General features: G+C 51.9%; 27 protein-coding genes. 23 read left to right on the top strand and 4 right to left on the bottom strand.

The window, feature by feature from the left end; genetic code table 11:
* Positions 1-11: 11 nt before the first annotated feature.
* The 3 genes from FLS37_RS01575 to FLS37_RS01565 form a co-directional block, all read right to left on the bottom strand.
* A complete protein-coding gene (locus FLS37_RS01575) occupies positions 12-851 on the bottom strand; it encodes a PhzF family phenazine biosynthesis protein (protein ID WP_157314155.1) in 840 nt (279 codons plus the stop codon).
* 101 nt (positions 852-952) lie between these two features.
* On the bottom strand, positions 953-2,620 hold the full coding sequence (locus tag FLS37_RS01570; protein ID WP_198314441.1) for an FAD/NAD(P)-binding protein: 1,668 nt from the start codon (positions 2,618-2,620) through the stop codon (positions 953-955).
* The gene (locus FLS37_RS01565) at positions 2,620-4,131 is read right to left on the bottom strand and encodes a polyamine aminopropyltransferase (RefSeq protein ID WP_157314154.1); all 1,512 of its coding nucleotides are present in this window, start codon (positions 4,129-4,131) and stop codon (positions 2,620-2,622) included. The genes FLS37_RS01570 and FLS37_RS01565 overlap by 1 nt, the downstream gene beginning before the upstream one ends.
* Before the next feature lie 63 nt (positions 4,132-4,194).
* On the opposite strand from FLS37_RS01565, the gene FLS37_RS01560 reads away from it, so the two are divergent.
* From FLS37_RS01560 to FLS37_RS01450, 23 genes are all read left to right on the top strand, one after another.
* On the top strand, positions 4,195-4,596 hold the full coding sequence (locus FLS37_RS01560) for a DUF350 domain-containing protein (RefSeq protein WP_157314153.1): 402 nt from the start codon (positions 4,195-4,197) through the stop codon (positions 4,594-4,596).
* Entirely contained in the window at positions 4,596-4,904 is a 309-nt protein-coding gene (locus tag FLS37_RS01555; protein WP_157314152.1) for a hypothetical protein, read from the top strand. The genes FLS37_RS01560 and FLS37_RS01555 overlap by 1 nt, the downstream gene beginning before the upstream one ends.
* A 15-nt stretch (positions 4,905-4,919) precedes the next feature.
* Entirely contained in the window at positions 4,920-6,032 is a 1,113-nt protein-coding gene (locus FLS37_RS01550; RefSeq protein ID WP_157314151.1) for an SPFH domain-containing protein, read from the top strand.
* Positions 6,033-6,107: 75 nt separating this feature from the next.
* The gene (locus FLS37_RS01545) at positions 6,108-6,509 is read left to right on the top strand and encodes a GFA family protein (RefSeq protein ID WP_157314150.1); all 402 of its coding nucleotides are present in this window, start codon (positions 6,108-6,110) and stop codon (positions 6,507-6,509) included.
* Between the two features lie 89 nt (positions 6,510-6,598).
* Entirely contained in the window at positions 6,599-6,961 is a 363-nt protein-coding gene (locus FLS37_RS01540; RefSeq protein ID WP_157314149.1) for a hypothetical protein, read from the top strand.
* Positions 6,962-6,992: 31 nt separating this feature from the next.
* Positions 6,993-8,468: a DUF4178 domain-containing protein gene (locus FLS37_RS01535; RefSeq protein WP_157314148.1), complete on the top strand. Its 1,476-nt coding sequence runs from the start codon at positions 6,993-6,995 to the stop codon at positions 8,466-8,468.
* Positions 8,469-8,628: 160 nt separating this feature from the next.
* The gene (gene speD / locus FLS37_RS01530; RefSeq protein WP_157314147.1) at positions 8,629-9,057 is read left to right on the top strand and encodes an adenosylmethionine decarboxylase; all 429 of its coding nucleotides are present in this window, start codon (positions 8,629-8,631) and stop codon (positions 9,055-9,057) included.
* Positions 9,058-9,306: 249 nt separating this feature from the next.
* Positions 9,307-9,711 (top strand): flagellar basal body rod protein FlgB, encoded by a 405-nt coding sequence (flgB, locus tag FLS37_RS01525; RefSeq protein ID WP_157314146.1) that lies wholly within the window; start codon positions 9,307-9,309, stop codon positions 9,709-9,711.
* Positions 9,712-9,743: 32 nt separating this feature from the next.
* Positions 9,744-10,157 (top strand): flagellar basal body rod protein FlgC, encoded by a 414-nt coding sequence (gene flgC / locus FLS37_RS01520; RefSeq protein ID WP_157314145.1) that lies wholly within the window; start codon positions 9,744-9,746, stop codon positions 10,155-10,157.
* A 16-nt stretch (positions 10,158-10,173) separates the two neighbouring features.
* Positions 10,174-10,854: a flagellar hook assembly protein FlgD gene (locus FLS37_RS01515; RefSeq protein ID WP_157314144.1), complete on the top strand. Its 681-nt coding sequence runs from the start codon at positions 10,174-10,176 to the stop codon at positions 10,852-10,854.
* 15 nt (positions 10,855-10,869) lie between these two features.
* Positions 10,870-12,231: a flagellar hook protein FlgE gene (gene flgE / locus FLS37_RS01510; RefSeq protein ID WP_157314143.1), complete on the top strand. Its 1,362-nt coding sequence runs from the start codon at positions 10,870-10,872 to the stop codon at positions 12,229-12,231.
* Positions 12,232-12,263: 32 nt separating this feature from the next.
* The gene (gene flgF, locus FLS37_RS01505; RefSeq protein WP_157314142.1) at positions 12,264-13,004 is read left to right on the top strand and encodes a flagellar basal-body rod protein FlgF; all 741 of its coding nucleotides are present in this window, start codon (positions 12,264-12,266) and stop codon (positions 13,002-13,004) included.
* Positions 13,005-13,033: 29 nt separating this feature from the next.
* Entirely contained in the window at positions 13,034-13,819 is a 786-nt protein-coding gene (flgG, locus tag FLS37_RS01500) for a flagellar basal-body rod protein FlgG (RefSeq protein WP_157314141.1), read from the top strand.
* Between the two features lie 42 nt (positions 13,820-13,861).
* Positions 13,862-14,530, top strand: a complete 669-nt coding sequence (locus FLS37_RS01495; protein ID WP_157314140.1) for a flagellar basal body L-ring protein FlgH — start codon at positions 13,862-13,864, stop codon at positions 14,528-14,530.
* Positions 14,531-14,540: 10 nt separating this feature from the next.
* Entirely contained in the window at positions 14,541-15,632 is a 1,092-nt protein-coding gene (locus FLS37_RS01490; RefSeq protein ID WP_157314139.1) for a flagellar basal body P-ring protein FlgI, read from the top strand.
* 163 nt (positions 15,633-15,795) lie between these two features.
* The gene (flgJ, locus tag FLS37_RS01485) at positions 15,796-16,728 is read left to right on the top strand and encodes a flagellar assembly peptidoglycan hydrolase FlgJ (protein ID WP_157314138.1); all 933 of its coding nucleotides are present in this window, start codon (positions 15,796-15,798) and stop codon (positions 16,726-16,728) included.
* Positions 16,729-16,757: 29 nt separating this feature from the next.
* Positions 16,758-18,941, top strand: a complete 2,184-nt coding sequence (flgK, locus tag FLS37_RS01480; protein ID WP_157314137.1) for a flagellar hook-associated protein FlgK — start codon at positions 16,758-16,760, stop codon at positions 18,939-18,941.
* 26 nt (positions 18,942-18,967) lie between these two features.
* Complete coding sequence (gene flgL / locus FLS37_RS01475; protein ID WP_157314136.1) at positions 18,968-20,326, top strand: flagellar hook-associated protein FlgL; 1,359 nt, start codon at positions 18,968-18,970, stop codon at positions 20,324-20,326.
* Between the two features lie 60 nt (positions 20,327-20,386).
* Positions 20,387-21,745 (top strand): DNA repair protein RadA, encoded by a 1,359-nt coding sequence (radA, locus tag FLS37_RS01470; protein WP_157314135.1) that lies wholly within the window; start codon positions 20,387-20,389, stop codon positions 21,743-21,745.
* 148 nt (positions 21,746-21,893) lie between these two features.
* A complete protein-coding gene (trxA, locus tag FLS37_RS01465; protein ID WP_157314134.1) occupies positions 21,894-22,220 on the top strand; it encodes a thioredoxin TrxA in 327 nt (108 codons plus the stop codon).
* A gap of 128 nt (positions 22,221-22,348) precedes the next feature.
* Positions 22,349-23,605, top strand: a complete 1,257-nt coding sequence (gene rho / locus FLS37_RS01460) for a transcription termination factor Rho (protein ID WP_157314133.1) — start codon at positions 22,349-22,351, stop codon at positions 23,603-23,605.
* Between the two features lie 83 nt (positions 23,606-23,688).
* Positions 23,689-23,898 carry a 50S ribosomal protein L31 gene (rpmE, locus tag FLS37_RS01455; RefSeq protein ID WP_157314132.1) on the top strand — a complete coding sequence of 70 codons (210 nt, stop codon included), beginning with the start codon at positions 23,689-23,691 and terminating at the stop codon, positions 23,896-23,898.
* A gap of 250 nt (positions 23,899-24,148) precedes the next feature.
* On the top strand, positions 24,149-25,615 hold the full coding sequence (locus FLS37_RS01450; protein ID WP_198314440.1) for a glycosyltransferase family 39 protein: 1,467 nt from the start codon (positions 24,149-24,151) through the stop codon (positions 25,613-25,615).
* Between the two features lie 30 nt (positions 25,616-25,645).
* On the opposite strand, the gene FLS37_RS01445 is transcribed toward FLS37_RS01450, so the two are convergent.
* Positions 25,646-25,801, bottom strand: coding sequence for a DUF3149 domain-containing protein (locus tag FLS37_RS01445; protein WP_157314130.1), 156 nt, complete (start codon positions 25,799-25,801; stop codon positions 25,646-25,648).
* Positions 25,802-25,843: the final 42 nt, after the last annotated feature.

Here is a 25,843-nt window from a genome sequence, read left to right as displayed (position 1 = left end):
CGTCTTCCGACTTATTCACCCAGATCAAACTCGCCGCGCCCAATTTGACGCACCTTACCCCCTACCTGTATCTGCTTGTCCGCTTTGATGGATAAGCTCAAGCGGGCAATACGTCCAATGCCATGGCCCTGTTCCATTTTCAGTTGCAAGGGCAGCGATGCATTTTCTGCCAGCAGCCAGCCGCCCAGATTGGCACAAGCGGAGCCGGTGCCAAAATCTTCGGCGGCCTGACCGTGTTGCGACCAGAAATAACGCGCAATCACGGTGTCATCCTGCCAGGCCCAAACCAGCGCGCCAGCGCGGCCTTCATGATTGGCAGCCACGCGCTCGAAAAGCGCCAGATTCAGGCTGCATTGCGCCACACTCTCGGCGCTATCGAGTGGAATAATCAACTGCTCGGTACCGGTATTGACAAAACGCGGAGTGGGGCTGATCTGCGCCGCATTGATATTGAGCGCCTCTGCCAGCTCGGCATGGCTGGGTGCATCGCGGTATGTGGGCGTGTTCGCAGTCAAAGTCAGCAGCTCGGGCGTGACTTGCACCGGAATAATCCCCGCTTTCATCGCCAATCTAACGGTATCCTGCCCTTGGGCAATGGCAAACGCCGTGCCTAAAGTGGGGTGTCCGGCAAATGGCATTTCATAGCTGGGCGTGAAAATCCGCACCTCGGCATCGGCTACCGTCTGCATGGGGCAGGGGCGAACGAAAGTGATTTCAGACAAATTCATCTGTTGCGCCAGCCTTTGCATGGTTTCGTCGCTTAAATCCTGCTCAGGCTTGAATACCGCCAGCGGATTACCCGACCAGATATCGTCGGTGACAAATACATTGAGTAATTGATAAGACAGCATGGTAGCCTCGATATAGGTGGGTATAGCCAGCTAGCATAGCAATGGCAATTCGTGCAGGGAAATACAGCATAGGTGTATTTCGAGAGGAACAGTTAGGTCTGCTATCTTTGAGCCAGAATCTTTTGCGCCGCTACATCGCCCCACCAGCTGGCTTCTTCAAAGACCGATAGCCCGCTTAAATCGCTGTGGGCAAATAGCAGTCGTCCACTTTGTTTTTGTAATGCAGCCACCCCCGGATTATTTAGAAAACCGGCGATAGGCGAGGCCATGGCGTGGCCGCGTAGTGTGATTTCAACTTGCTCGATATAGCGCCGTGCGGTGATCGGGTTATCCCAGCCATACACGCCGCCCAGATCGGCCAGCGAGGTATGATATAGCTCGGCGGCGCTGGCGTGCTCTAGTCGCGCGCGGATGGCGGCGGGCGCTTCATTGTCGAAGGCATGGTAGGCGGTGAAGACGGTGTTGGCGGGTTTGGCGGCACGGATCAGTTGGTGCGTGCTGTTTACATAACCCAAACTTTGGCTACTGTAGACGACGTTGTCCCACGCCAGCGGCGTGGCGTAATCGTGCATTGCCTGAGGGCCCGCTTGCGTTGGCGCATGTTCAGCTTCATCAGGAAATCGTTTCAGCAGGAAATTACTCACTTGCCACGCCGCATGCGGCGCCAGGTGCTGCGCGGGATTAAACCCATATTGGCTTAAATCGATGATTTTGGCCGCCACATGCAAGGGCATCGCGCAAATCACGTGCTCGGTGATTAAGCGCGTTACTTCGCCATGATGCAGCACGTCAACCTGAACCGTATCGCCTTGCTCGCGGATTCTGACTGCCATGCCTTCGAGCAAGCTTTGCCCTTGTTGCAGGTGTTGCAATAAGGGGTTGAGCCCAGTTGGCCACGTCAACACCGCGCCTTCGGAAGCATTCGCAGCCTGTCCGCCACGTGCGGCAAAGTAGTGAATGCCTGCCCAAGCGGACGTCTCCTTTATCCCGATGCCGTAATCATCGCGGCATGCGTAATCCAGATACCACAAGAGGCTAGGTGCGGTGTAGCCGTGTTGCGCCAGCCACGCGGCGAAGGTCATTTGATCGAGCGAGCGCCATTGCGCATCTTGGCTGGCTTGCGCGATCGGGATGCAAAATGCTTTTCGACCATCATTGCCAACGGCGTGCTGCATGGATTGCATCTGCGCAAAAAAGCGTTGCTGTTGCGCTAGCTCTTCCGCGTTCAAGCCTGTGTGCGGCACAACGCCTTCTTGCCAGTGGCCGTTGATCAGCAGGCGATCTTCGGGCGAATGCACCAGTACGCGCTCGTTGTACGTTGGCTTTTCGCCAAACGGGTCGGCTTCGATGACGCCCATCTCAAATAACAATTCGCGCACATGGACGGACGCCATCGAAGGCAGTGGCAAGTAATGCGCCCCCTGCGGATAGCCAACGCCGTTCATTACGCCAGCGGCTGCATTGCCAAAACGCTCTGGGCCGCTAACGATGACGACTTCATCGTGGCCAAATGCGCCGCTCTTTTTTAAACGCCATGCCGCGAACGAGCCGGCAGCGCCCGAGCCTAAAATCGCCACCTTGACCTTGCGCTCGTACTTTGGATTTGGCATAGGGGTATTGCCTCGCAGCGCATGTCCCATCTGCATTCCAGGCAAATACACCTTGATGGCAATACCGTAGTGGCTGAGCTCGCGGCAAGCGGGCAGCGTCGCCGCCAACCCCAGCGCGGCGGCGCTTTGCAAAAATTGCCGGCGACTTATCCCGCGCATTAACGAATCACCTGCGACCAATCTTGCTCAAAATAATGCACCAGCGATTGGTTATTTAGCCGGTTCGCTTCGACTTTTACCGGCTGCATATCGGGCGGGAAGAAGAACATCTGCCGCGTGGTTTCACCGTCGAGAAATTTGGTTTTAACGCGGTAGGTCGTCGGTGGCGTATAGCCAGACTGCTTGCCCGCCAGAATAAAACCCCATTCGCCAAATGACGGTACGAAAGCATGATAAGGGGTGGTATACAGTCCTACGTCTTTCAGCGTCTCATTAATACACCAATACGAGCGGGGGGCATGTAGTGGCGAGGTTGATTGCACCACCATCAGCCCGTTTTCACTCAGGTGTTTTTTCACCAAACGATACATCGGCACCGAATACAATTTACCTAGCGCAAAATTACTCGGGTCGGGGAAATCAATAATAATCGCGTCGAAAATCTGCTGGTTTTGCTCAATCCACTGTGCAGCATCGGCGTTAACGACTTTGACCTTGGGGTTGGACAGCGCGCGTTGATTAAAACCGACCAGCTTTTCGTTATGGGTAAATAAATCGGTCATCGCCGGGTCAAGATCGACCAGCGTAATGTGCTCGATATGCGGGTATTTCAAAATCTCGCGCACCGCCAGCCCATCGCCGCCGCCAAGCACCAGCACCGATTTGGCCTGCGGCAGTTTTTCCAGTACCGGATGAACTAGCGCTTCGTGGTAACGGTATTCGTCTCGGCTGGAAAACTGCAGATTGCCGTTGATGTACAGCCGTGTGTCATTCTTCCACTGTGTGATCAATAGCCGCTGGTACGGCGTGGTTTGCGCGTGGATGATTTCGTCGCCGTATAGCGTGTTTTCGCTCCACTTGGTTAGTTTATCCGCACCAAGCATCGCACCGAGCAAGACGAAGGCCACGACACCGCCGCGTAATAAATGCAGCTTGGCGTGCGCTAATTCGTTGCGGAAAATTTTGGTTGTGAACAAGGCAATGCCAACGTTGACCAAACCAAACAGCAAGGCCGAACGCGCAAGGCCTAAGTGCGGCGCCAGCACCAGCGGAAACAGCAAGGAGACCGCCAGCGCGCCCATATAGTCAAACGTCAGCACGCGGCTGACTAGCTCGGCAAAATCGGTTTTGCGCTGATTCAATTCCCGCATTACCAGCGGAATTTCCATCCCGACCAGTGTTCCGGTTAAAAACACCAACACATACAGCACCGAGCGAAACGGCGCGGCGGCCCACGCGAACACGACAAACAGCATCGTCGCCGATAGGCCACCAATCAATCCGACCAAGAGCTCAATTTCAATAAAGCGATCGAGCGTGCGCGCTTCGGGTACGTATTTTGATAGATGCGAGCCGATGCCCATCGCAAATAAATAGCAGCCGATGATCGATGAAAATTGCAACACCGAATCGCCCATCAAATAGCTGGCTAGCGCCGCCGCGATGAGCTCGTAAGCCAAACCGCAGGACGCCACAATAAAAACCGAAAGAATCAGCAGCTTTTCTCGCATGGATATTTTTGTTTGTTTAGTAGAGAATGACAGGATTATGCCTGAACCTAGTAAGGAATACGCATGCTACACAGCTATTTAAGCCCACTGATTGGCTATTTCAGCTACCTCGCCAGCGGCGTCGCCATGCTGATTGTTTTTGCCATGCTGTACATCAAAATCACGCCGTATGACGAGCTCAAGCTGGTACGCGAAGGCAATGTGGCCGCCGCACTCTCATTCGGTGGTGCGCTGATCGGTTTTTCCTTTGCGCTGGCCTCCAGTGCCTTGCACCTCAATCAATTGGAATTTTTTGTGATCTGGGGCGCGCTGGCCGGTGTGGTGCAGATTGTGGTGTACGTCTTTCTGGTGAAATGCATCAAGGATATGCCGTCGCAGATCATGGAAAACAACGTCGCGGTGGGATTACTGGCGGGGAGTATTTCGCTGGCGGTGGGGGTGATTAATGCGGGGTGTTTGTCGTAATGAAAGTATCGGTCAGTGTTTTATTGTGCAGCTTGTTGGCGACTGCTCATGCTCACGATGGTGATCCTGAAGAGTTATTTGGTATGGCCGTTGGGATGCTCAAAGCGTGTAAACAGATTGATGCACAAAACGCCGCTCATTATCAAACAGCGTTAACTCGATTTGTAGAAGGGCGGTCGGAGTTTCTTGCTCAAACAAAAATAAAGCAAGCTCAGCAAGGTACTTATTCTGCAGCCATGGCAGCCGATGCGTCAGAACGTCAAGAAATCATTAAAACGTGTAGATACCAAACTAAATTATTGAATTGAAATTAGGAGCAGATCATGAGTCTCGGTTCATTTATCAAAAAGCAATTTATCGACATTCTGCAGTGGAATGAAGACAGCGATGGCGTGTTGGCGTATCGCTATCCGATGGCCGATTTCGAGATTCAATATGGCGCTAGCCTGACGGTGCGCGAATCGCAAGCGGCGGTGTTTATTAATGAAGGCCAAGTAGCCGATGTGTTTGGCGCGGGCATGTATAAGCTGACCACCCAAACGCTGCCGGTGCTCACTTACCTGAAAAACTGGGACAAGTTGTTTGAGTCGCCGTTTAAATCGGATGTGTATTTTTTTAGCACCCGCCTGCAGCTCGGCCGTAAATGGGGTACGCCACAGCCGATCACGATACGCGACGCTGATTTTGGCATGGTGCGCATGCGCGCGTTTGGTGTGTATTCGTACAAATTGGTCGACCCGAAATTATTTTTTAGCGAAATCAGCGGCACGCGTGAGGTGTACACGCGTGATGATCTAGAGCTGCAATTGAGGAATTTAGTCGTCGCCACGATGACCTCGGCGCTTGGCGGTTCGGGCGTGCCCTTCCTTGATATGGCCGGTAATCAAGGTCTGATGAGCCAGAAAATTAGCGAAGTTTTAACGCCGGTGTTTGCCAAATATGGGCTTGAACTGGATAACTTTGCAGTAGAAAACATCAGCCTGCCCGAAGAGCTGCAAAAAGCCATCGACACGCGTATCACGATGGGCATGATCGGCAATATGCAAACGTATACACAGTATCAGGCGGCAAACGCAATTCCGCTGGCGGCGCAAAACGAAGGCGGTCTGGCAGGCATTGGCGCGGGGATGGCCGCCGGTGTGGGCGTTGGCCAAGTGATGGCGGGCGCGATGACCAATGCCTTGGGGCTGGGCGGCGTCGCTGCGCCAGCGGGAGCCGGTGTGGTGATTGGCGCTGATGGGGGTATGGGTGTAGGGATAATGGCTGGTGCTGCTCCGCAAGCAGTACCCGCTCAGGGTAATGCAGCGCCTACAGCTGATCCAAATAGCCCGCAAGCCAAACTCGGCCAGCTTAAAGGTTTGCTGGATCAGGGGCTGATTAGCCAAGCCGATTACGACAGCGCGAAAGCGGAAGTATTGAAAAAGCTGATTGGTTAAGCCCCAAGGATGCGCAATCAATACGCTCTTGATGAGCACGAGTTGGGCGTTTGATGAATATCACAAGGATAAAGGATGAGCTTTCAGGGTTCATGCGCCTGCGGTGCAGTGAAGTATGAAGTTGCCAAATTGGCGAGCGCAATTACACACTGTCATTGCCAAACTTGCCGCAAAACTCATGCCGCCGCTTTTAATTCGGCGGCGGGCGTAGAGCCGAGTGATTTTCGTTGGCTACAGGGTGAAGACCTTCTCAGTCAGTTTGAATCTTCGCCGGGCAAGATTCGTTATTTTTGCTCGGGCTGCGGTAGCCATTTGCTAGCGAAAAAAGAAGGGCGGCCGCATTGGGTATTGCGTGTTGCGACTTTGGATGAAGACCCGCAAGTGCGACCAGAGCAGCATATCTGGACTTCGCATCGCAAACCTTGGTTAGCGTATGAAGGCTTGACTGAGCACGAAGAATGGCAGCCAGGTAGGTGATTAGCTTGAGCCCTAAATTGGCCATTATATTTCGGCTCATCCTAGCCTTGGGCCTTCTGCTTGGCCTGTATCAGCTTGAGGGTCGCGGCATGGCGTGGCTGATTAGTCTGCTCAATGGGATTGCTGGCTTATCGGGTTTGCTGTTCTTTATCGCGCTTTGTGGGTGCTTATTTGTTGACGAAGCAAAGCGCCAATCACGCATGGGTTTGGCCATGTTTGGGCTTGGCAGTTTTGGCATTTGGGCTGCGGTGGCTGAATGGCTTGAGTCTGATGTGAGTATGGCTTGCGAGTCTTTACGACGTTTGCGCTGGGCGTTTTGTGCTGTCGTTGAAAATTCACCTCAGGCCTTACAAGGTTATATCGCCTTTGCTGGTTTGATTGTCGTTTTAGTTGGCTCTGCTTGGCTCGCCCAGACGGGGTGGAGTTTGAACCGATATCGTGCTTTACGTTGAGCTGAGTTTGGACTACTGAAAGAGGAATTTGATGTTTCGTACCGCTTGCCCCTCGTGCGGCGCTGAAGTTTTATTTCGCTCGACCATTTCGGCGATCGCTGTCTGCGAGTATTGCCAGTCCACCGTGTTGCGTAGCGCTGATGAGGTTAAAGACATCGGCAAAATCGGCAAGGTGTTGGAGGACTATTCGCCGCTCCAGATCGGGACGTCTGGCGTATTTGCGGGCCGCGCGTTTACCGTGATTGGCCGGATTCAGTTGCGCTACGATGCGGGGCTGTGGAATGAGTGGTATGTCTCGTTTGATGATGGTAAATATGGCTGGCTGGGCGATACCTGTGGGCAGTATATGTTCACACTACCGCTACCCGAAGGTGGTGCGGCCAATGCACCGCAGTTTGAATATTTGTCGCCCGAAATGCGCTATGAGCACGGCGGCCGCGCTTATGTGGTGACAGACAAACGCACTGCGCAGTGCGTCGGTGGGCAGGGCGAATTGCCGTTTGTGGTTGGTAATGGCTACGTGGCCAAAGTGGTCGATTGCCGCAGCGGCGATCGTTTTTTAACTCTTGATTATTCCGACGTCAATGCAGCCAAACCCGAGCCTCAGTTGTATGTTGGCGAAGCGGTGGAGCTAAAAAATCTGCAAGCGCAATTATTGCGTAGCGATGAAGATATTCAGCGTAGCGCTGGGCGACTCAAGGGCACGCCAAACGTGCTCGATTGCCCGAGCTGCGGTAATCAATTGCAATATCGCGCCGGCGTGGCGACGCAAATCGTATGCGCGGCGTGTGGTTCGGAAGTTGATTGCTCGGGCGATCGGGCGCTGGTGCTGAGCAAGCATACCGAGGCCGAGCGTTATCATGCGACGCTGGATGTGGGCGACGCCACCATGATCAGCGGGGTGAGCTGGACGGTGATCGGTCTGATCGAGATGGCCGAGACCGAGGATGACGATTCGCACTGGACCGAATACCTGCTGTATAACTGGCAGCAAGGTTTCCAGTGGCTGGTGGAGGCCAAAGACGGCTGGACGAAAGTCAAGGTACTCAATGAAATGCCGGAAAGCTGGAGCGACGCGCACGCCACGCTCAAAGGCCAGCGCTATAGCAAAATGTACGACAGCTACACCGCCAAAGTGGTTTACGCCGCAGGGGCGTTTAACTGGCGGGTGAGCGTTGGCGACCGGGTGCAGCTATGGGAGTACCAGAACGGTAGCGAGCGCTTGTGCAAGGAAAAAAACAACGCCGAAGTGGTGTGGTCGCAGGCGAGTAAAATCAGTAATCAGCAAATTGCCCAGTGGTTTAGCAAGGCCAAAGTGCAGGCCATCAAATCGGACGAAGACAGTGGCGATCAGCGCAGCATGGCCTGGCGCTATACGTTGATTTTGCTGGCGATCAATTTGCCCCTGGTGCTTTTTGGGGGTGAAGTGATTGAAGGTCTGTTCTGGACTGGTCTGGCCGGGTATATCCTGCATTGGCCACTCAATAAAAGTGATTCCGACGAATGAGCAAGGGCTTTTACAAAATTTATTGCATCGCCATTATTACGATTTGCACGCTGTTCAATCTGTCTTCGTGCAGTGAAAGCAGCAGCTCTTCAAGCTCAGGAAGTAGCCGCAGCTGGAGCAGTGGCTCGTCGGGCGGCTGGAGCTCGGGTGGTGGGCATAAATGAAACTTGAATCGGCCTTATCGCTGGCTGCGGATCCCAACATTAATCCTCATAGTCATCCTCATCCTGCTTCACCCTGCCTGCCGCTGGGGCGACATCTGATTGCTGATTTTCAAGGCTGCCAGGGCGCTGTGCTAGCCGACCCAGCGCTGATCGAGCAAGCCATGCTCAAGGCGGCACTGGCAGGGCAAGCAACGGTGCTGCAGCAACATTTTCATCACTTCGGTGTCGGGCAAGGGGTGACGGGGATGCTGCTGCTGATGGAATCCCATATCAGCATTCACACCTGGCCCGAGCATGGCTACGCCGCGATTGATCTGTTTATGTGCGGCGCTGCGAATGCCGATGCCGCACTGTCCGTGTTGGCCCAGGCATTGCAGCCGCAACAACAGTCACAACAAGTGCTAGCGCGAGGAGTCTTCAGCTAGGGTATTGCCTTGTAGGTAATACCTAGATTGCTCTTCAAGGCTATACTCATAAGCAGTATTGAACGCAAACTGCTTGAGTTGGCACGACATTCGCCTGCATTGATTTCTTCCCCTGCGCATTGGCAAGCGGCAATCCTTGCCGCTTTTTTCATGCGCTGACATTGGTAGAGCTAGGTAATACGGCGTTTTCAGCTCTATTTTGTCTGGCATGAATCGTGCTTGCATGAGTGCATTCTTATGGAGTGCAGCATGCTGGGCAAAATCGACAATTACTTTCGCAATCAGGAAACCGCGCTGAAAATGCGCTCCTATCGCCAGGAAGTGCTGGCATCCAATATTGCCAATGCCGATACGCCCAACTACAAGGCGCGTGATTTCGATTTCAAAGCGGCTTTTGACACTGCGCGTGCCGGCCAGCAAACAGCCATGCTGGCCGTGAGCAATCCGCGCCATCTGCAGCCCTCCACTCAGATTGATATTTTTTCGCCCGAGCTGAAATACCGCAACGAGCGTCAGCCGTCGATTGATGGCAATACCGTTGATATGGATACCGAGATGAAAGAATTTACCGATAACGCCATCCGCTATCAGGCAGCGGTGACTTTCGTACAACGCCGGATCGAATCGATGAAAACCGCGCTAACTGGTCAGTAAGGCCGAGACAGGCAAAAGGGGTAATACGTTAAATGTCGATGTTTCGAGTTTTTGATGTGGCCGCGTCCGGCATGCGGGCGCAATCAGCCCGCCTCAATGTCGTGGCGAGCAATCTGGCCAATGCTGAATCGGTAACTAGCTCCAACGGCCAGCCATACCGCGCCAAGCAGGTGGTCTTTCAGGCTCAGCCGATGACGGTGAGCAACAAGCAATCAGTGGGCGTTCAGGTGGCTGGAGTGATCGAAGATCAGGCGCCGCCCAAGCTGGTGTTTGACCCCAAAAGCCCGTTTGCCGATGCCAACGGCTATGTGGCGATGCCCAATGTGAATGTGGTGGAAGAAATGACCAATATGATTTCAGCATCGCGTTCCTACCAGACCAATATCGATGTAATGAATACCGCCAAGACCTTGCTGTTGCGCACGCTATCACTGGGTCAGGTTTAATCAGGAGTAACAGATCATGGCGACATCTCCAGTTTCCGGCTCGTTTGACTACAGCTCGCTCAATACGCGAAAAACCGCCACCAAAACCGATACCGAGCAGCAGCAAGATCGGTTTATGAAGTTGCTGGTCAAGCAATTGCAATCGCAAGACCCGATGAATCCAATGGATAACGCGCAAACCACCAGCCAAATTGCGCAAATCAATACCGTTAGCGGCATTGAAAAGCTGAATCAGACCATGGCCGGGATGGCGGGCATGTACGCAGGTACTCAGGTCATGCAGGCGGCAAACCTGATCGGCAAAGAAGTCCTCTCGCCCGGCAATGGTTTCCGCTTTGATGGCAGCAAAGCGGTTGATTTGCGTTTCAATATCCCCGAAGGTGCAAGCAATGCGATGGCCAGCATCTACAACGACAAGAGTGTTGAAGTTGCCAAAGTGCCGGTGACGACCACCAAATCCGGTTTGATCCAGGTTGCCTGGGACGGCAAAAAGGCGGATGGCACCGTCTTGCCAGCGGGTGAATATAAAGTGACTGCTAAGGCACAAAAAGATGGCAAGGAAATTGCTTTAGAGACTGCAACCTGGCAAGTGAGCAAATCAGTCGCATTTGGCAGTGACGGCGTTGAGGTGCATCTGGCCAACGGTAGTAAGACCAATTTTGGCAGCATCATCCAGATCCAGCAGGCAAACGGTTAAGGTAAGGGGTTTATCATGGGTTTCCAACAAGGCTTGAGTGGTTTGAATGCCGCCGCAAAAAATCTGGATGTGATCGGTAATAACGTTGCCAACGTCAACACGGTCGGCTTTAAAGGTTCGCGTGCCGAGTTTGCCGATATTTACGCCAGTACCTTCGGCACTGCGTCGAATATTGCCGGTATTGGTGCCAAAGTCACGACAATTGCCCAGCAGTTTTCACAGGGCAATACCACCTCGACCAATAATCCGCTGGATATTGCGATTACCGGTAACGGTTTTTTCCGCATGCAGGATCAGAGTGGCAGTATCAGTTACGCGCGAAATGGCCAGTTCCAGCTCGACAAGGATGGGTATATTGTTAACAATGGTCAGTTCCTTACGGGTTGGGGCGTTGATCAGGGTACTGGTATTTTTCTGGAAGGCTCAACACCGCAACCGATTCAACTTCAGTTTGCCAATATTGGTGCCCGTTCAACAGGTGGATCAGGTGTCACAGGCGCGGGTTTGAATCTGGGCGCAAATCTGAATGCATCAGATAAAGTGATTAACGATCCGACAAATGCAACTGCCCCAGGGCCTGCGTTTTCTTCAACTGATCCAACGACCTATAACTATTCAACCTCAGCCACCGTATTTGACTCGCTGGGCGTCGCACATACGCAAACGCTGTATTTTCGCAAGCAGGATCCTGCGGGTGGCGGTGCGGTAGGTAGTTGGGATGTTTACTATTCGCTTGATGGTAAAGACGTCAATACAAATGGCACGCTATCGCCGACTGCTGGCACTCCTCTGAAGGGCGTAATGAGCTTTGACGCTAACGGTAAATTTGTTGATTACTCCTCGAATATTGCCACTCCGGGTGCGACTGCTGCGGCAACGGATGACTGGTTCGAGATTGTCAGCGGTCCAACCGGGATTGATAATGGCTCGAATGGGCTTAATTTTCAGCTGTTTTTTAACAAATCGACTCAATTTGGCAGCCCGTACAATGTGAATACATTGACTCAGGACGGTTATACCGATGGTGTGCTCACCGGTATTGCGGTAAGTAAAGAGGGTGTGGTGCAAGGGCGCTATTCTAACGGGCAAAGTCGGAATGTGGCCAAAGTGGTGCTGTCTACCTTTACCAATCCGCAAGGCTTGCAGCCTCTGGGTGATAACCGCTGGGCCGAATCATTTGGTTCCGGCCAGCCGCTGACCAATGGTCCGGGCCAGGGTAACACCGGCTTTTTGCAAGCTGCGGCAGTAGAAGACTCCAATATTGATCTTACCTCCGAGCTGGTGAATCTGATTACTGCACAGCGCAACTATCAGGCCAATGCCCAGACCGTAAAAGCACAGGATACGATCCTGCAGACGATTGTGAATCTGCGTTAATGAATCGCTGAAAAACAGGTTGTAATCGGTTTATGGATCGTTTGATTTATGTCGCCATGTCTGGTGCGAAAAATAGTGAAATCCGGCAAGCCACCATTGCCAATAATCTGGCCAATGTCAGCACACCGGGTTTTCGTGCTGAGCTCGCTTCGGCACGTGCTGTGGCTGCACTGGGTGGACCTGGCTCGCCAACTCGGGCCTTTGTCGTTCAGCAAACCAGCACTGCCGATTTGTCGGCTGGGATTTTTCAACAAACTGGCCGCGATCTGGATGTAGCGATCAAGGGGAGTGGCTGGTTGGCTGTGCAGACTTCGACTGGTGAAGCCTATACCCGCAACGGCAGCTTGGCGATTGACGCCGCCGGTCTGCTCAAAACCAATTCGGGCGATATTGTGCAGGGCGAAAATGGCCCCTTGACCATTCCTGAAAACACCCGCGCAACGATTGCGGCTGATGGTACGGTGACTGCAGTGGATTTGAGTAATCCCACCCAGGTCGTTGAAGTTGGGCGTTTAAAACTGGTTAATCCGCCTGATCGCGAGCTGGAGAAAGGCCTCGATGGCCTGTTTCGCCTGCGTAGCGGTGAAAATGCGCAAGCTGATGCAGCCGTGACACTCAGTAGTGGCGGCGTAGAAAGCAGCAATGTGAATTCGGTTGATCAGCTGGTGAATATGATTTCTACCCAGCGCCATTTTGAAACACAACTTAAGCTTTTGAGTACCGCCGAACAGAATTCGCGCTCGGCCAGCTCTTTGCTGTCGCTAAACGGCTAAGCCGCAATAATAAATAAGGATTTTGCATCATGATGCGCTCGCTGTGGACTGCCAAAACCGGCATGGATGCCATGCAGTTTAATATTGATGTGGTGTCACATAATCTGTCCAATGTGAATACCAATGGCTATAAACGCGAACGTGCTGTTTTTGAAGATCTGATGTATCAGAATCTGCGCCAGGCCGGTGGTGCAACAAGCCAGCAGACTTCTCTACCCAGCGGTTTGTACGTCGGAACCGGTACGCAAGTGGTCGCCACGGTGCGCAACCATTCGGTGGGTAATCTGCAAAAAACTGATGGGCCGCTGGATTTGGCAATCAATGGCGATGGTTTCTTCCAGATCGCTCGCCCTAATGGAACAACTGCATACACGCGAGACGGTGCGTTTCAAGTCAATAGCCAAGGTACCATCGTTACCAGTAGCGGCTATGAGTTGTCGCCAGCCATTCAGGTGCCACAGGGCACCACTAGCATTACGATTGCCGCTGATGGTACGGTATCGGCAATCATCAATAATGACGCAGCCGCACCAGTACAGGTAGGCAATATCCAGACGGCCACCTTTATTAATCCGCCGGGTCTGGAGTCGATTGGCGGCAATCTGTATCTGGAGACCGCTGCCAGTGGTGCACCAACGGTCGGCACGCCGGGAACCAACGGTCTGGGCGCGATTAATCAGGGCTATACCGAGACATCGAATGTGAATGCCACCGAGGAGCTGATCAATATGATCCAGGCCCAGCGGGCGTTTGAACTCAACTCCAAAGCCGTGACGACCACCGACCAGATGTTGGCCAAGTTAACGCAGATGTAATTGTGAAACCGATGTATTTGTGAAGTCATAAGTAAAGCGAAAATGAAAAAAATTGCCGGTATTTCCCTGTTGCTGCTAAGCTTGAGCGCTTGCGTGGCGCCACAATCGATCGTGACGCAACCCACTTCGGCACGCTCGCAAGCGGCAGTCACGACAGGCAGCAACAATGGTGCAATTTTTCAGGCTGGCACTGCAAAAATGCTGTTTGAAGAACCGGTAGCCCGCCGGATTGGCGACATTGTGGTGGTCACGATTGAGGAGAATCTGACTGCTGCCAACAAGGCCAATAGCAGCACCAATCGCAATGGCTCGCTCTCGCTGGAAGGCTCGGCAGATCTGCCGTACATGCCGTCTATTCTAAGCCGACTATTTGATGCGCAGGCCGATCTGAGTAGTACCAATACCTTTGCCGGCAAAGGCGAAACCAATAGCACCAATACCTTCAGAGGCAGCATTGCCGTGACCGTGACCGATGTATTTGCTAATGGCAATTTGGCCATTGGCGGCGAAAAGCAGGTGGTGGTCAATGGCTACAATAATGTCGTTCGCTTTACAGGTGTGATCAATCCGAATGACATCAAGGCCGGCAATACCATTTCGTCGACGCGAGTGGCCGATGCGCGTATCGAACAAGTGGGGCAAGGGGCGATTGGTGACGCTAATACCATGGGTTGGATGCAGCGTTTTTTCCTTTCTGTTTGGCCATTCTAGGTAGGGGTATATGCGTAAACTGATCTTGGCAATTGCCCTCTGTGCCTATACCTTGCCAGCGTATGCCGACAGACTAAAAGATCTGGCCAGCTTTGCCGGTGTGCGGGACAATCAGCTGGTTGGTTATGGGTTGGTTGTCGGTCTGGATGGCAGCGGTGACCAAACCACGCAAACGCCATTTACCGTGCAATCGGTGGTCAATATGCTCACCAATATGGGCGTGCAGGTGCCTGCTGGTGGCAATTTGCAGTTAAAAAACGTCGCTGCCGTGACGGTGACTGCCACATTGCCGGCGTTTGCCCGCCCGGGCCAGCCGCTGGATATTGTGGTGTCGTCGATTGGTAATGCCAAAAGCCTGCGTGGCGGCACTTTGCTGATGGCGCCGCTGAAAGGCGCTGACGGGCAAATTTATGCGATGGCGCAAGGCAATCTGGTGGTCGCTGGTGCTGGTGCGTCGGCAGGCGGCTCCAGTACGCAAATCAATCAATTGGCGACAGGCCGGATTCCCGCCGGCGCTACGGTTGAGCGTGCCGTTCCCACCTTGCTGGGCAATGGTGAATTTGTTCAGCTTGAATTGCTTAAAACTGATTTTTCTACCGCCAGTCGCGTGGTGAATGCGATCAATAGCCAAATTGGCCCCGTCGCAGCCGCGCTCGATGGCCGGGTGATTCAGGTGCGTGCACCGCTCGACCCGAATCAGCGCGTGGCGTTTCTGGCGAGACTGGAAGGCGTAAATGTCACGCCGGGCGAGGCTTCGCCCAAAGTCATTATCAATGCCCGCACCGGCTCGGTCGTGATGAATCAGGCGGTGACCATCGACCCTTGCGCCATTGCGCACGGCAATCTCACGGTGACCATTCTGGCCGACAACAAGGTCGAGCAGCCCAAGCCCTTGGCCAATGGTCAAACTGCGAAAGTGCAAAATGCCGAAATTGACATTGACGTTGGTAAAGGCCCGGTAGTGCGTTTACCCAAGGCGACCAGCCTGAATCAGGTGGTACGGGCGCTCAATGCCGTGGGTGCAACGCCGCAGGACTTGCTGGCGATTTTGCAGGCGATGAAAATTGCCGGTGCTTTGAATGCGGAATTGGAAGTCATTTAACTGGCAGTCAACTCTTATGGGTATATTGTTGTAGCCTTTGTTGAGGCTTGCTTGTGGCGATATACCTGCTGATGTTGATTTTGAAGGCGCTCTATGACAGAGCGCCTTTTATTTTGGGCATGCTCCTTGCTTGTAGAAGGCTGAGTTCTTCAGGAGTTGTGCCATGTTGCCCCGTGCCATTTTCGATTCGCAAAGCATTTCAGCCGATCCGCGCAGTCTGGATCGTCTGCGTGCGAGCAGTCTGAGCAATAAAGGCGCGGCAACACAGGGCGTTGCGCAGCAGTTTGAAGCCTTGCTGCTACAGCAAATGCTCGGTGCAATGCGTAAAGCCGCGCCGCCTGACGAGCTGGATCAAAGCGCAGCCAGTCAGATGTTTAAAGGCATGCGCGATCAGCAGCTGGCGCAAAACTGGGCGCAAAGCGGCGGCATTGGCTTTGCCAATATGATTGTGCGCCAGCTCAATATTCAGGAAAACCCAGCTTTATTGCAGCAGCCCTTGCGCAATGATGTCCGTTCCGTTGTTCGCCGTCCGCCGGCCTTGAATGCTGCCGCCGTGGCGGCAAAACCTGCCGTTCAAATGGGGGCTGTTGCCGCCAATCAGCAATCCAAATCTGGTACGGTTTCTGATTTTGTCACTAAGTTGGGCGAGGCGGCCAAATCGACCGCGGCAACGCTGGGTTTGTCGCCGCATCTGTTGCTGGCGCATGCCGCGCTGGAAACCGGCTGGGGCAAAAAAGGCATCAAGGGCGCCGATGGCAGCGAATCGCACAATCTGTTCGGCATTAAAGCGGGTGGCGGCTGGCAAGGTAAAACAGTCGACGTGCTCACGACCGAGTACGTTGAGGGGCGAGCGCAAAAGCGGGTTGAAAAATTTCGAGCTTATGACTCATACACCGAGGCCATGGCCGACTACGCCAGCCTGATCAAGCGCCGTTACGGTGCGGCGGTGGCGCAAGGCAGTGATGCCGTTGGCTTTGCCAAAGCGCTGGTGGCTGGCGGCTATGCGACCGATCCGCTTTACGCGCAGAAACTGACCCGGGTAGCCGACCGCCTAGCTGACCAGTTGGCCGCGTTCGGCTCAAGACTTGGCGCGTAGTGCCGATAGAATATCGAGAGGTTTAGATCATGGCATCATCAGTTTTTGGTATCGGAGTATCAGGGCTTAACGCCGCCAACCTGGGCTTGACGACCACCGGGCATAATATTGCCAACGTCAATACCGACGGTTTTTCACGCCAGCGTCTGGCGCAAAGTGCACCGTATCCGCTGCTTTCCGGTAGTGGTTTTAATGGTCTTGGCGTACAGGTCGATTCGATCACCCGCATGTACGACCGCTTTTTAACCAAGGCGGTTGAAGTAGCACAGAATCAGTCCAGCTATCAGGGCACGCGACTGTCGCATCTGGCCGAAATCAATAACATCGTCGCTGATCCGAACGCTGGCGTATCGCCGGCATTGCAGGATTTTTTCAGTAACGTACAAAATGTGGCAACCAACCCTGCCAGCCCGCCATCTCGTCAAGCCATGCTGGCCAGTGCGCAAACATTGGTCAATCGTTTTCAAGTGTTCTCACAACGGCTAGATGAGCAGCGTAATGCGCTTAATGGTGAAATTAGCGACACGATTGGCAATATTAATAGCTATTCCGAACAAATTGCCGAATTGAATAATCGGATTGTCATTGCACAATCATCGGGGCAGCCGCCGAATGATTTACTCGACCAGCGGGATTTATTGGTCAAAGACCTCAATAAACTGGTGAAAGCCAATACGCTAACGCTGGATGACGGCAGTATTAATGTATTTATCGGCAATGGTCAGGGATTGGTGGTTGGCGGAGTAGTCAATAAACTAACAGCCGAGCCTAACCCGGCGGATCCCAAGCGAATTACGGTGGGGTATCAGCAAAATGATCAAACTATCTTTTTGCCTGAAAATCAGCTCTCGGGTGGGCAGCTTGGTGCATTGCTAGATTACCGCCGTCAGTCGCTCGATCTGGCGCAAAACAGCCTAGAACGTGCTGCTTTGGGTTTTGTTGAAACCTTTAATCAGCAGCACAAAGCCGGACAGGACTTGAACGGTAATCTGGGTAAAAATCTGTTTGATATTAAACGCAGCAATAATGTCGATTTGAACGTTGGTGGTACCAATATCCGGGTGAGTTCGCCTAGTGGCACGAATGAAAGTAGCGATTTTTCAATTACGCCAAACGGCGGCGGCTACGTGATCACACGGTTATCAGATAATGCCACGAGTGCCGTTCTGGCATTAGGAAGTACCGATCCTGTAACCGGGTTGACTATTTCGGCGGCGCCAGCCGGCGCGGTATTAGCCGCACAAACAGGCTTTGCTTTTCCACCGGCGATTAGCGAAATTAACTTCAATACCAATAACACTGGCAATGCCCAGCTGGGCGGGTATATTTCGGATGTCGGCAAACTCACCGCCAGTAACTACGAGCTAAGCTTTGATGGCACGAATTACACCATGTATAAGCAGAGCGACGGGACTCGACAAATTTATTCTGCGGCTCAAATGACGCAAGGCATTAATCAGGATGGCCTCACATTGCGGATTGAGTCAGGAGCGATGAATGCAAATGATCGATTCATCATCAAACCGTTGGAAGGCATGATTTCAAGCTTGGCGGTGCGGATAACCGACCCTAAAAATATTGCGGCTGCTGCACCAATGCTGGCTAGTCTTGGCAATAGCAACACGGGTACGGTTAAAGTTGTGCAGCACTTGGTAGATACCCCTTCAATTAGCTCCACCGATAGTGCAATTAATCCGGCGCTAAAAAATCCTGTGAACATTAATTTTACCAGTGCTAACAGCTTTACTTATACCGATACAGTGACAGGGATTACTTCCCCTGCGCAAACTTATACCGCCGGTATGACGTTACAGGTGAATGGGTGGTCAATGAAACTTGACGGAACCCCTGTGGCTGGCGATGCGATTGCTGTGGATGCAAATATCAATGGCGTCGCCGACAATCGCAATGCTCTGGCTCTTGGCAAACTGCAAACGACGCGGCTCTTGGAGAATGGTTCTGCAACCTATCAAGAGTCGTATGGACGAATGGTGAGCACGATCGGGACGCAGACTAACGAAGCGACGATCATGAGCAAGGCGCAGGATAAGCTGTTAATGAACGCCGAAAATAGCCGAGACTCGGTTTCTGCGGTGAATCTGGATGAAGAGGCTGCAAATTTATTACGCTATCAGCAAGCGTATCAGGCTGCCAGTAAAGTAATTCAGATTGCTCAAAGTGCATTCCAAGAAATCATCAATATTGGCCGCTGATGTTGTGTCATTGAGGAGGAGAGATTATGCGTCTCGCTACTACGACTATTTTTAATATCGGTGCCAAGAGCCTGCAAAGTCACATTGCAGACCAAGCCAAGTTGCAAAGCCAACTTTCCTCTGGGCGTAAAATTCTGACTCCTGCGGATGATCCGATAGCCTCAGCTCGGATTTTGGATATTGCACAGGCCAGATCGATTAATGAACAGTACGCAACCAATAGTGCCGCTGCTGATTCCTTTATGCGTTTAAGTGAAAGCACTTTGCAGCAGGTTGTCGGAGTCATCCAGGATGTGCAGCAGCTTAGTGTAATGGCCGGTAATCCTGCGTTGACTGCTAGCGAGAAGAAAATGCTCGATGCCCAGCTGCAGGGCAGCTACCAGGAGTTGCTGGGTCTGGCCAATACCTCCGATGGCCAAGGCAATTATCTGTTTTCCGGTTTTAAAGGAGATACCAAGCCATTTACCGAGAGCAGCTTTGGGACGGTGAATTATTTTGGGGATGATGGTCAGCGTTTGGTGCAGATTTCTGATGGTCGGCAAGTGCCCATTTCTGAGTCGGGCGCTGATGTCTTTCAGCGTATTAAAAATGGCAATGGTTCATTTGTGACAGCTGCAAATGCAACCAATGTCGGTTCGGGTATTGTTAGTCCTGGTGAAGTGACTGATCCGCAAAAATGGGCTGCTGCACCTGCGCCACGTGACTTTTCTGTTCAGTTTTATTGGCAGCCCAATCCAAGCAAACCTGATGCGCCGAATATTTCTTATGATCTGATTGATAGTACTGGCACTTCATTAATTACTGGTGCCGCAACTGCGGGCAATACTGCTGGCCCCCGCACTTATACTGCGGGTGGCGACATCGAATTCAAGCGCTTGCCGACTGATCCTGCCGGTGCTGCATGGGATTTCGGGATAAAAATGAGTGTCTCAGGCTCGCCAATCCCTCTTGATCCCGTCACCAAAACGCCTACTGGTGTAGCTGGTGCTGCGGATCGGTTTTCGGCAAAACCAAGTTCGAATGTCGATTTATTCACCACCTTGGGTAAACTATCGACAGCATTAAATAACTATCAAGTTGACGGCTCTGGTAAAGGACAGGCCGCTTTCCAGAATCAGTTAAATACTGCGTTGTCAGATCTTTCAAATGCCTTGAGTAATGTGGTGACAACACAGGCTTACCTTGGTGCTCGAACGGTAGAAACCGACTCTGTTAGAGACACGACTGAAGATTTAAAGCTGCAGTATGCTAAGACTTTATCGGGCTTGCAAGATTTGGATTATGCAGGTGCGATTAGCGACTTTGCCCAGAATCAAATGGTGCTGGATGCGGCTCGTAAATCCTTTGCACAAGTGCAAGAATTGAGCCTGTTCAAATATATTTAAACTTATCCTATCTGATTCAAACAACGGCTCGCGATGCGAGCCGTTTCTCGTTGAGCAACTATGAGCAAAGTAAAAAACCAGTTTGTTTGCCGCCTCTGCGGCGGCTTTTCGCCCAAGTGGCAGGGGCAGTGTCCGCAATGCGGCGAATGGAATAGCTTAGAGGAGCAAGTGGCCAAAGTGGTCACGACCACTGGCCGTTTTCAGAGTCTGGCGGCAGATGGTGCAATCAAGAATCTGTCGGATGTTGAAGCCGAGGAGTTGCCAAGAACTCCGACTCATCTGGCGGAACTTGATAGGGTGTTGGGTGGTGGTCTTGTTACCGGTGGAGTCGTGCTGATTGGCGGCGACCCTGGTATTGGTAAATCAACGTTGTTGTTGCAAGCATTGGCCAGATTATCGGAGTCTTTGCCTGTGCTTTATGTTAGTGGCGAGGAGTCTGCGCAGCAGATTGCTTTGCGGGCACGCAGGCTTGGCGTGCCGGCGGCCAAAGTAAGGCTGTACCCTGAAATTAGCCTGGAAAAGATCCTGCATGCGCTTGAGCGCGAAGCGCCCAAAGTGGTCGTGATTGATTCCATTCAAACGATATATACCGAAGCTTTGACCAGTGCGCCGGGTAGTGTGGCTCAAGTGAGAGAGTGCTCTGCCCAGCTGACCCGTTTTGCCAAAAGGCATGGTACGTCCATTTTGCTGGTGGGGCATGTGACCAAGGAGGGCGCTTTGGCGGGCCCAAGAGTGCTTGAGCATATTGTTGATGCCGTCTTGTATTTTGAAGGTGATACCCATTCAAGTTTTCGCTTGATTCGGGCAATCAAAAACCGTTTTGGCGCAGTGAATGAGCTGGGTGTGTTTGCGATGACCGATAAAGGTTTGCGTGAGGTGGCCAATCCTTCGGCACTTTTTCTGAGCCAGCATGACGTGCCTGTGCCGGGCTCTTGCGTGATGGTGACGCAAGAAGGATCGCGCCCTATGCTGGTTGAAGTGCAGGCTTTGGTCGATGATGCCCATGCGGCACAAGTCAAACGGCTGGCTGTCGGGGTTGAGCAGAACCGGTTGGCGCTGTTGCTGGCTGTTTTGCATCGGCACGCAGGGATTGCGGCATTTGATCAGGATGTGTTTATCAATGCGGTAGGTGGCGTGCGGATTGTCGAGCCAGCAGCCGATTTGGCGATGTTGATTGCCATTGTCTCTTCGCTCAAAAATAAAGCGCTGCCAAACAAGATGGTCGTTTTTGGAGAAGTGGGGCTCGCGGGTGAAGTCCGTCCTGTTCAGAGAGGTCAGGAAAGATTACGTGAGGCAGCAAAGCTTGGCTTTACGCATGCCATTGTGCCCAAAGCCAATCGTCCTCGTCAGCCTATCGAGGGTATGACTGTGACGGCGATTGATCGATTGGAGCAAGCGGTTGATGCCGCATTTTGGTAAAGAGCAATTGGATCGAAGTGAAAATAGTTGATTTGATCGCTTGAAAAGTACAAGTTCTGCCTTATGTATTACCTTATACTTCTGCTTTTCTGGTGCCTTGCTGGTACTTGAATTCGAAATGCCTTCACACCATCCTCGGAGATAAAATATGAGCGAGAATATTGTTCACGTTACTGACGCAAGTTTTGATGCGGAAGTCCTTCAAGCTGCCGGCCCGGTACTGGTTGATTATTGGGCAGAATGGTGTGGCCCATGCAAGATGATTGCCCCGATTCTGGATGAAGTGGCTGTCGAGTATGCTGGCCGGCTGAAAATTACCAAGCTGAACATCGATGAAAACCAGTCTACGGCACCAAAATTTGGTGTTCGCGGTATTCCTACTCTGATGCTGTTTGTGAATGGCGAAGTGAAATCAACAAAAGTTGGTGCATTGTCAAAATCGCAACTGACAGCCTTTCTCGATAGTAATATTTGACATTCTTGGTGTTTTTGATTTAGTCTTCAATCGCACAAATAGCGACGGCATCCCGTGTGTCGTCGTTACTTTTTCTGGCGTCATCCCTTCGCTTTCCCCCTCTTTTATTATTTCAAGCGTAATCCAATATGCATTTGTCCGAATTAAAACATCTGCACGTTTCTCAGCTCGTCGATATGGCGATTGCTTCCGAGATTGACGGTGCAAGTCGTATGCGTAAGCAGGATGTGATTTTTGCCCTGCTAAAAAACCGCGCCAAAAAAGGGGAGAGTATCTTCGGCGAAGGTACGCTTGAAGTTTTGCCTGATGGATTCGGATTTCTACGCAGCCCCGATACTTCGTATCTGGCGGGACCTGACGATATTTATATCAGCCCAAGCCAGATTCGCCGTTTCAATCTGCATACTGGCGATACGATAGAAGGTGAAATCCGGATTCCGAAAGAGGGTGAACGCTACTTTGCACTAGTTAAAGTTGACAAGGTGAATGGCGAAGCGCCGGAAGCTGCCAAAAACAAAATTCTGTTTGAAAACTTAACGCCGCTTTTTCCGACCGAGCGCTTGAATCTTGAGCGTGATATCAAGGCCGAGGAAAATATTACCGGGCGTGTGATTGATTTGATGGCTCCGATTGGCAAAGGGCAGCGTGCTTTGCTGGTTGCTCCGCCAAAAACGGGTAAAACCGTCATGCTGCAGCATATCGCCCATGCAATCACTGCCAATCATCCCGAAGTGGTATTGATCGTTTTGCTGATCGACGAGCGCCCGGAAGAAGTAACCGAGATGCAGCGTTCGGTAAAAGGCGAGGTACTTAGCTCCACGTTTGACGAGCCTGCGACACGACACGTTCAAGTGGCTGAAATGGTCATCGAAAAAGCCAAGCGTCTGGTTGAGCATAAAAAAGACGTTGTCATTCTGCTTGATTCGATTACGCGTTTGGCGCGTGCTTATAATACGGTAATACCTGCTTCTGGCAAGGTATTAACTGGTGGTGTGGATGCCAATGCGCTGCAGCGCCCAAAACGTTTCTTTGGTGCTGCACGGAATATCGAAGAAGGCGGTAGTCTGACTATCATTGCCACCGCGCTGATTGATACAGGCAGCCGTATGGATGATGTCATCTATGAAGAATTCAAAGGCACCGGTAATAATGAGATTCAGCTTGATCGCAGAATGGCAGAAAAGCGCATCTTCCCTGCAATCAATATCAATAAATCAAGCACCCGTCGTGAAGAGCTGCTGATCAAGGCCGATCAATTGCAGCGTATCTGGGTGCTGCGCAAATTGCTTTACCCAATGGATGATCTGGATGCGATGGAGTTTTTAATGGACAAACTCAAATCGACCAAATCCAATCTGGATTTTTTCGATTCGATGCGCCGCTAACCTTGCAGTGATTCCCGCGATCAGCGATAATGCTCTTTTTGTAGCGTCGGCAAAACCCCGGCGCCCGACACTTTAGGAAAATTATGAAACCAAATACTCACCCAAATTACACTGAAATCGACGTGACTTGCTCATGTGGTAGCTCATTCAAAACTGCTTCTACATTGGGAAAAAGCCTGCATGTAGAGGTGTGCTCAGAATGCCATCCGTTCTACACTGGCAAACAGAAAATCGTTGATACTGCAGGTCGTATCGAGAAATTCAATAATAAATTTGCCCGATTCGCTCGTTAATTTGGCAAACACTTCAAAAAAGGCAGCTATAAGCTGCCTTTTTTGTTTTGTCATGTCAGAATGATAAAAACTTGAAAGATCGAATATGCTGACTTACACGCCTCAGTCTGAACGGCCAGCTTCCCCCCAAAAAGAACAAGACAAACCCTGGCTACTAATTCTGCTCTGCCTTTTCTGGCTTGTTCCGGGTTTATGGGGGCATGATCCATGGAAGCCGCAAGAAAACGAGCATGCGGCTTTGATCGCCAATATGCTCAGACAAGATAGCTGGGTGTTGCCCTGGCTTGCTGATCGCCCTTATTTCGATACTGCGCCACTTTATTTCTGGTTTGCTGCTCTGCTTGCTAATGCCTTGGCCTGGTTTGGTGTTGCCATACACGACGCCGCCAGACTTAGTACTGGTATCTGGATGGCATTGGCGTTGTGGGGGGCTGGGCTTGCCGGGCGTGAGCTATTTGGCCGGAAATTTGGCCGTTTAAGCGTTGTCCTTGTTTTAGGCTCGCTCGGTTTAATGATCTGGGGGCATCATATTGCACCCGCTGCGCTGATTTTTGCTGCATATGCCTGGGGTATCTATTCCTTTGTGCTGGCTTTGCGCAAACCTTTGCGCGCAGGTTTTATGCTGGGCCTAAGCCTATTGGGGTTGCTGCTGGGGGCCAGCTGGGCCGATGCAGTGCTGATGTTGCTGATGGCTTTGGGTTTATTTCTGTTCAAACCATGGCGTCGATTAGCATGGGCCGTGAGTCTGTCTACCGCACTGGTGTTGTCTTTGCCTTTGGCGGCTTTATGGGGTTACGCGCTGAGCGAACAGTCGCCTGAACTGTTCCAGACTTGGTGGCGCTACCATGCCTGGGGTCCTTATGGTGGTGCAATGTCATTCAGTGCTTTGCTAGCCCCTCAGTTCTTACTGGCTACTTTGCTGTGGTTCACCTGGCCTGTATTGCCTCTGGCCTTATGGTCGCTCTGGATTAATCGGCGCGATCTGCGCATTAAACAGCAATGGATCTTGCTGCTGTGGTTGGCATTTGCGATGCTGACTTATCTGGTGTGTGCGGCGTTTCCTGCCGAGGCGATGATTTTGCCTTTATTGATTGTACTGTCACTGATTGCTGTCGCAGGTATTGATGAGTTAAGGCATGGTGCCGCTTCAGCACTAAATTCATTTTCGGTGCTGACATTCGGACTGTCTGCGATTGCACTGTGGCTGGCCTGGGGTATTTTATTGCTCGAAGCTCCGAAGGGGCTGTTTGAATTGCTCAGTCGCTATAGCTCGGCGGAGTTGGAGGTTAATTTTGCCGGCCTGATTCTGGCATTGGTTGCCAGTGTTCTTTGGGGGGGCGTTTTGCTGCGCCGCCGTGCCATTGGTCGCAAGGCGCTAACCAATTGGAGTTGCGGTCTGATTTTATTGCTGAGTATTTTTGTGGGTTTGTTTCAAAGCTGGGTTGATTCTGGCAAATCGTATCGCCCGGTCGGCGAAAAATTGCAGTCGGTTGGAGATGCAATGCAGGTTGCATGCATTGATGCTGCAGAACTGCCATTGGCCCCCTTGGGGGCGATTGCGTACTTCAGTACTTTGACGATTAAAACTGGGGTAACAGAGGGGTGTACCTTGGCGATCAGAACGCATCAGGCCAAAATTCCTGCCCATTGGACTTTGGTCGCCCGAACTCAGCGTCTGGGCGAAACCAGAGAGCAGTTTAGCATTTACCTTAAATAAACATCAGGCAGGAACCCTGCCTGATGTTTGTTAATCGCGCTTTTGCTGCGCTTCGGTATCTTCTTTCACGTGCCGGCGGACAAAAAGAAAGATATACACGCCCATGCAAAGAATAAAGCCGATTGTAAACAGGCTAAGCAAGCCGATCTCGGATGAAAATAAAGTACTGAGCGGGGTGTTCTCCATTTTGCATCTCCATTCTTTTCTTGTGTCGATGCATTAATTTAG

Origin of the sequence: Chitinibacter sp. GC72 (assembly GCF_009760905.1) — a bacterium.
In the GTDB taxonomy this organism is placed as follows: Bacteria; Pseudomonadota; Gammaproteobacteria; order Burkholderiales; family Chitinibacteraceae; genus Chitinibacter.
The sequence above is the reverse complement of the archived record's forward strand: the minus strand, read 5'-3'. Positions and strand labels throughout refer to the sequence as shown.

Coding starts and splice junctions, on each gene's coding strand:
- FLS37_RS01495 (WP_157314140.1), top strand. CDS start 13,862: ATGAAAAAAATTGCCGGTATTTCCCTGTTGCTGCTAAGCTTGAGCGCT.
- FLS37_RS01515 (WP_157314144.1), top strand. CDS start 10,174: ATGGCGACATCTCCAGTTTCCGGCTCGTTTGACTACAGCTCGCTCAAT.
- FLS37_RS01450 (WP_198314440.1), top strand. CDS start 24,149: ATGCTCAGACAAGATAGCTGGGTGTTGCCCTGGCTTGCTGATCGCCCT.
- flgE (WP_157314143.1), top strand. CDS start 10,870: ATGGGTTTCCAACAAGGCTTGAGTGGTTTGAATGCCGCCGCAAAAAAT.
- flgG (WP_157314141.1), top strand. CDS start 13,034: ATGATGCGCTCGCTGTGGACTGCCAAAACCGGCATGGATGCCATGCAG.
- rpmE (WP_157314132.1), top strand. CDS start 23,689: ATGAAACCAAATACTCACCCAAATTACACTGAAATCGACGTGACTTGC.
- flgJ (WP_157314138.1), top strand. CDS start 15,796: ATGTTGCCCCGTGCCATTTTCGATTCGCAAAGCATTTCAGCCGATCCG.
- trxA (WP_157314134.1), top strand. CDS start 21,894: ATGAGCGAGAATATTGTTCACGTTACTGACGCAAGTTTTGATGCGGAA.
- FLS37_RS01575 (WP_157314155.1), bottom strand. CDS start 851: ATGCTGTCTTATCAATTACTCAATGTATTTGTCACCGACGATATCTGG.
- FLS37_RS01565 (WP_157314154.1), bottom strand. CDS start 4,131: ATGCGAGAAAAGCTGCTGATTCTTTCGGTTTTTATTGTGGCGTCCTGC.
- flgF (WP_157314142.1), top strand. CDS start 12,264: ATGGATCGTTTGATTTATGTCGCCATGTCTGGTGCGAAAAATAGTGAA.
- FLS37_RS01570 (WP_198314441.1), bottom strand. CDS start 2,620: ATGCGCGGGATAAGTCGCCGGCAATTTTTGCAAAGCGCCGCCGCGCTG.
- FLS37_RS01540 (WP_157314149.1), top strand. CDS start 6,599: ATGGCGTGGCTGATTAGTCTGCTCAATGGGATTGCTGGCTTATCGGGT.
- FLS37_RS01555 (WP_157314152.1), top strand. CDS start 4,596: ATGAAAGTATCGGTCAGTGTTTTATTGTGCAGCTTGTTGGCGACTGCT.
- FLS37_RS01535 (WP_157314148.1), top strand. CDS start 6,993: ATGTTTCGTACCGCTTGCCCCTCGTGCGGCGCTGAAGTTTTATTTCGC.
- FLS37_RS01550 (WP_157314151.1), top strand. CDS start 4,920: ATGAGTCTCGGTTCATTTATCAAAAAGCAATTTATCGACATTCTGCAG.
- FLS37_RS01490 (WP_157314139.1), top strand. CDS start 14,541: ATGCGTAAACTGATCTTGGCAATTGCCCTCTGTGCCTATACCTTGCCA.
- speD (WP_157314147.1), top strand. CDS start 8,629: ATGAAACTTGAATCGGCCTTATCGCTGGCTGCGGATCCCAACATTAAT.
- flgK (WP_157314137.1), top strand. CDS start 16,758: ATGGCATCATCAGTTTTTGGTATCGGAGTATCAGGGCTTAACGCCGCC.
- rho (WP_157314133.1), top strand. CDS start 22,349: ATGCATTTGTCCGAATTAAAACATCTGCACGTTTCTCAGCTCGTCGAT.
- FLS37_RS01545 (WP_157314150.1), top strand. CDS start 6,108: ATGAGCTTTCAGGGTTCATGCGCCTGCGGTGCAGTGAAGTATGAAGTT.
- flgL (WP_157314136.1), top strand. CDS start 18,968: ATGCGTCTCGCTACTACGACTATTTTTAATATCGGTGCCAAGAGCCTG.
- FLS37_RS01560 (WP_157314153.1), top strand. CDS start 4,195: ATGCTACACAGCTATTTAAGCCCACTGATTGGCTATTTCAGCTACCTC.
- flgB (WP_157314146.1), top strand. CDS start 9,307: ATGCTGGGCAAAATCGACAATTACTTTCGCAATCAGGAAACCGCGCTG.
- flgC (WP_157314145.1), top strand. CDS start 9,744: ATGTCGATGTTTCGAGTTTTTGATGTGGCCGCGTCCGGCATGCGGGCG.
- radA (WP_157314135.1), top strand. CDS start 20,387: ATGAGCAAAGTAAAAAACCAGTTTGTTTGCCGCCTCTGCGGCGGCTTT.
- FLS37_RS01445 (WP_157314130.1), bottom strand. CDS start 25,801: ATGGAGAACACCCCGCTCAGTACTTTATTTTCATCCGAGATCGGCTTG.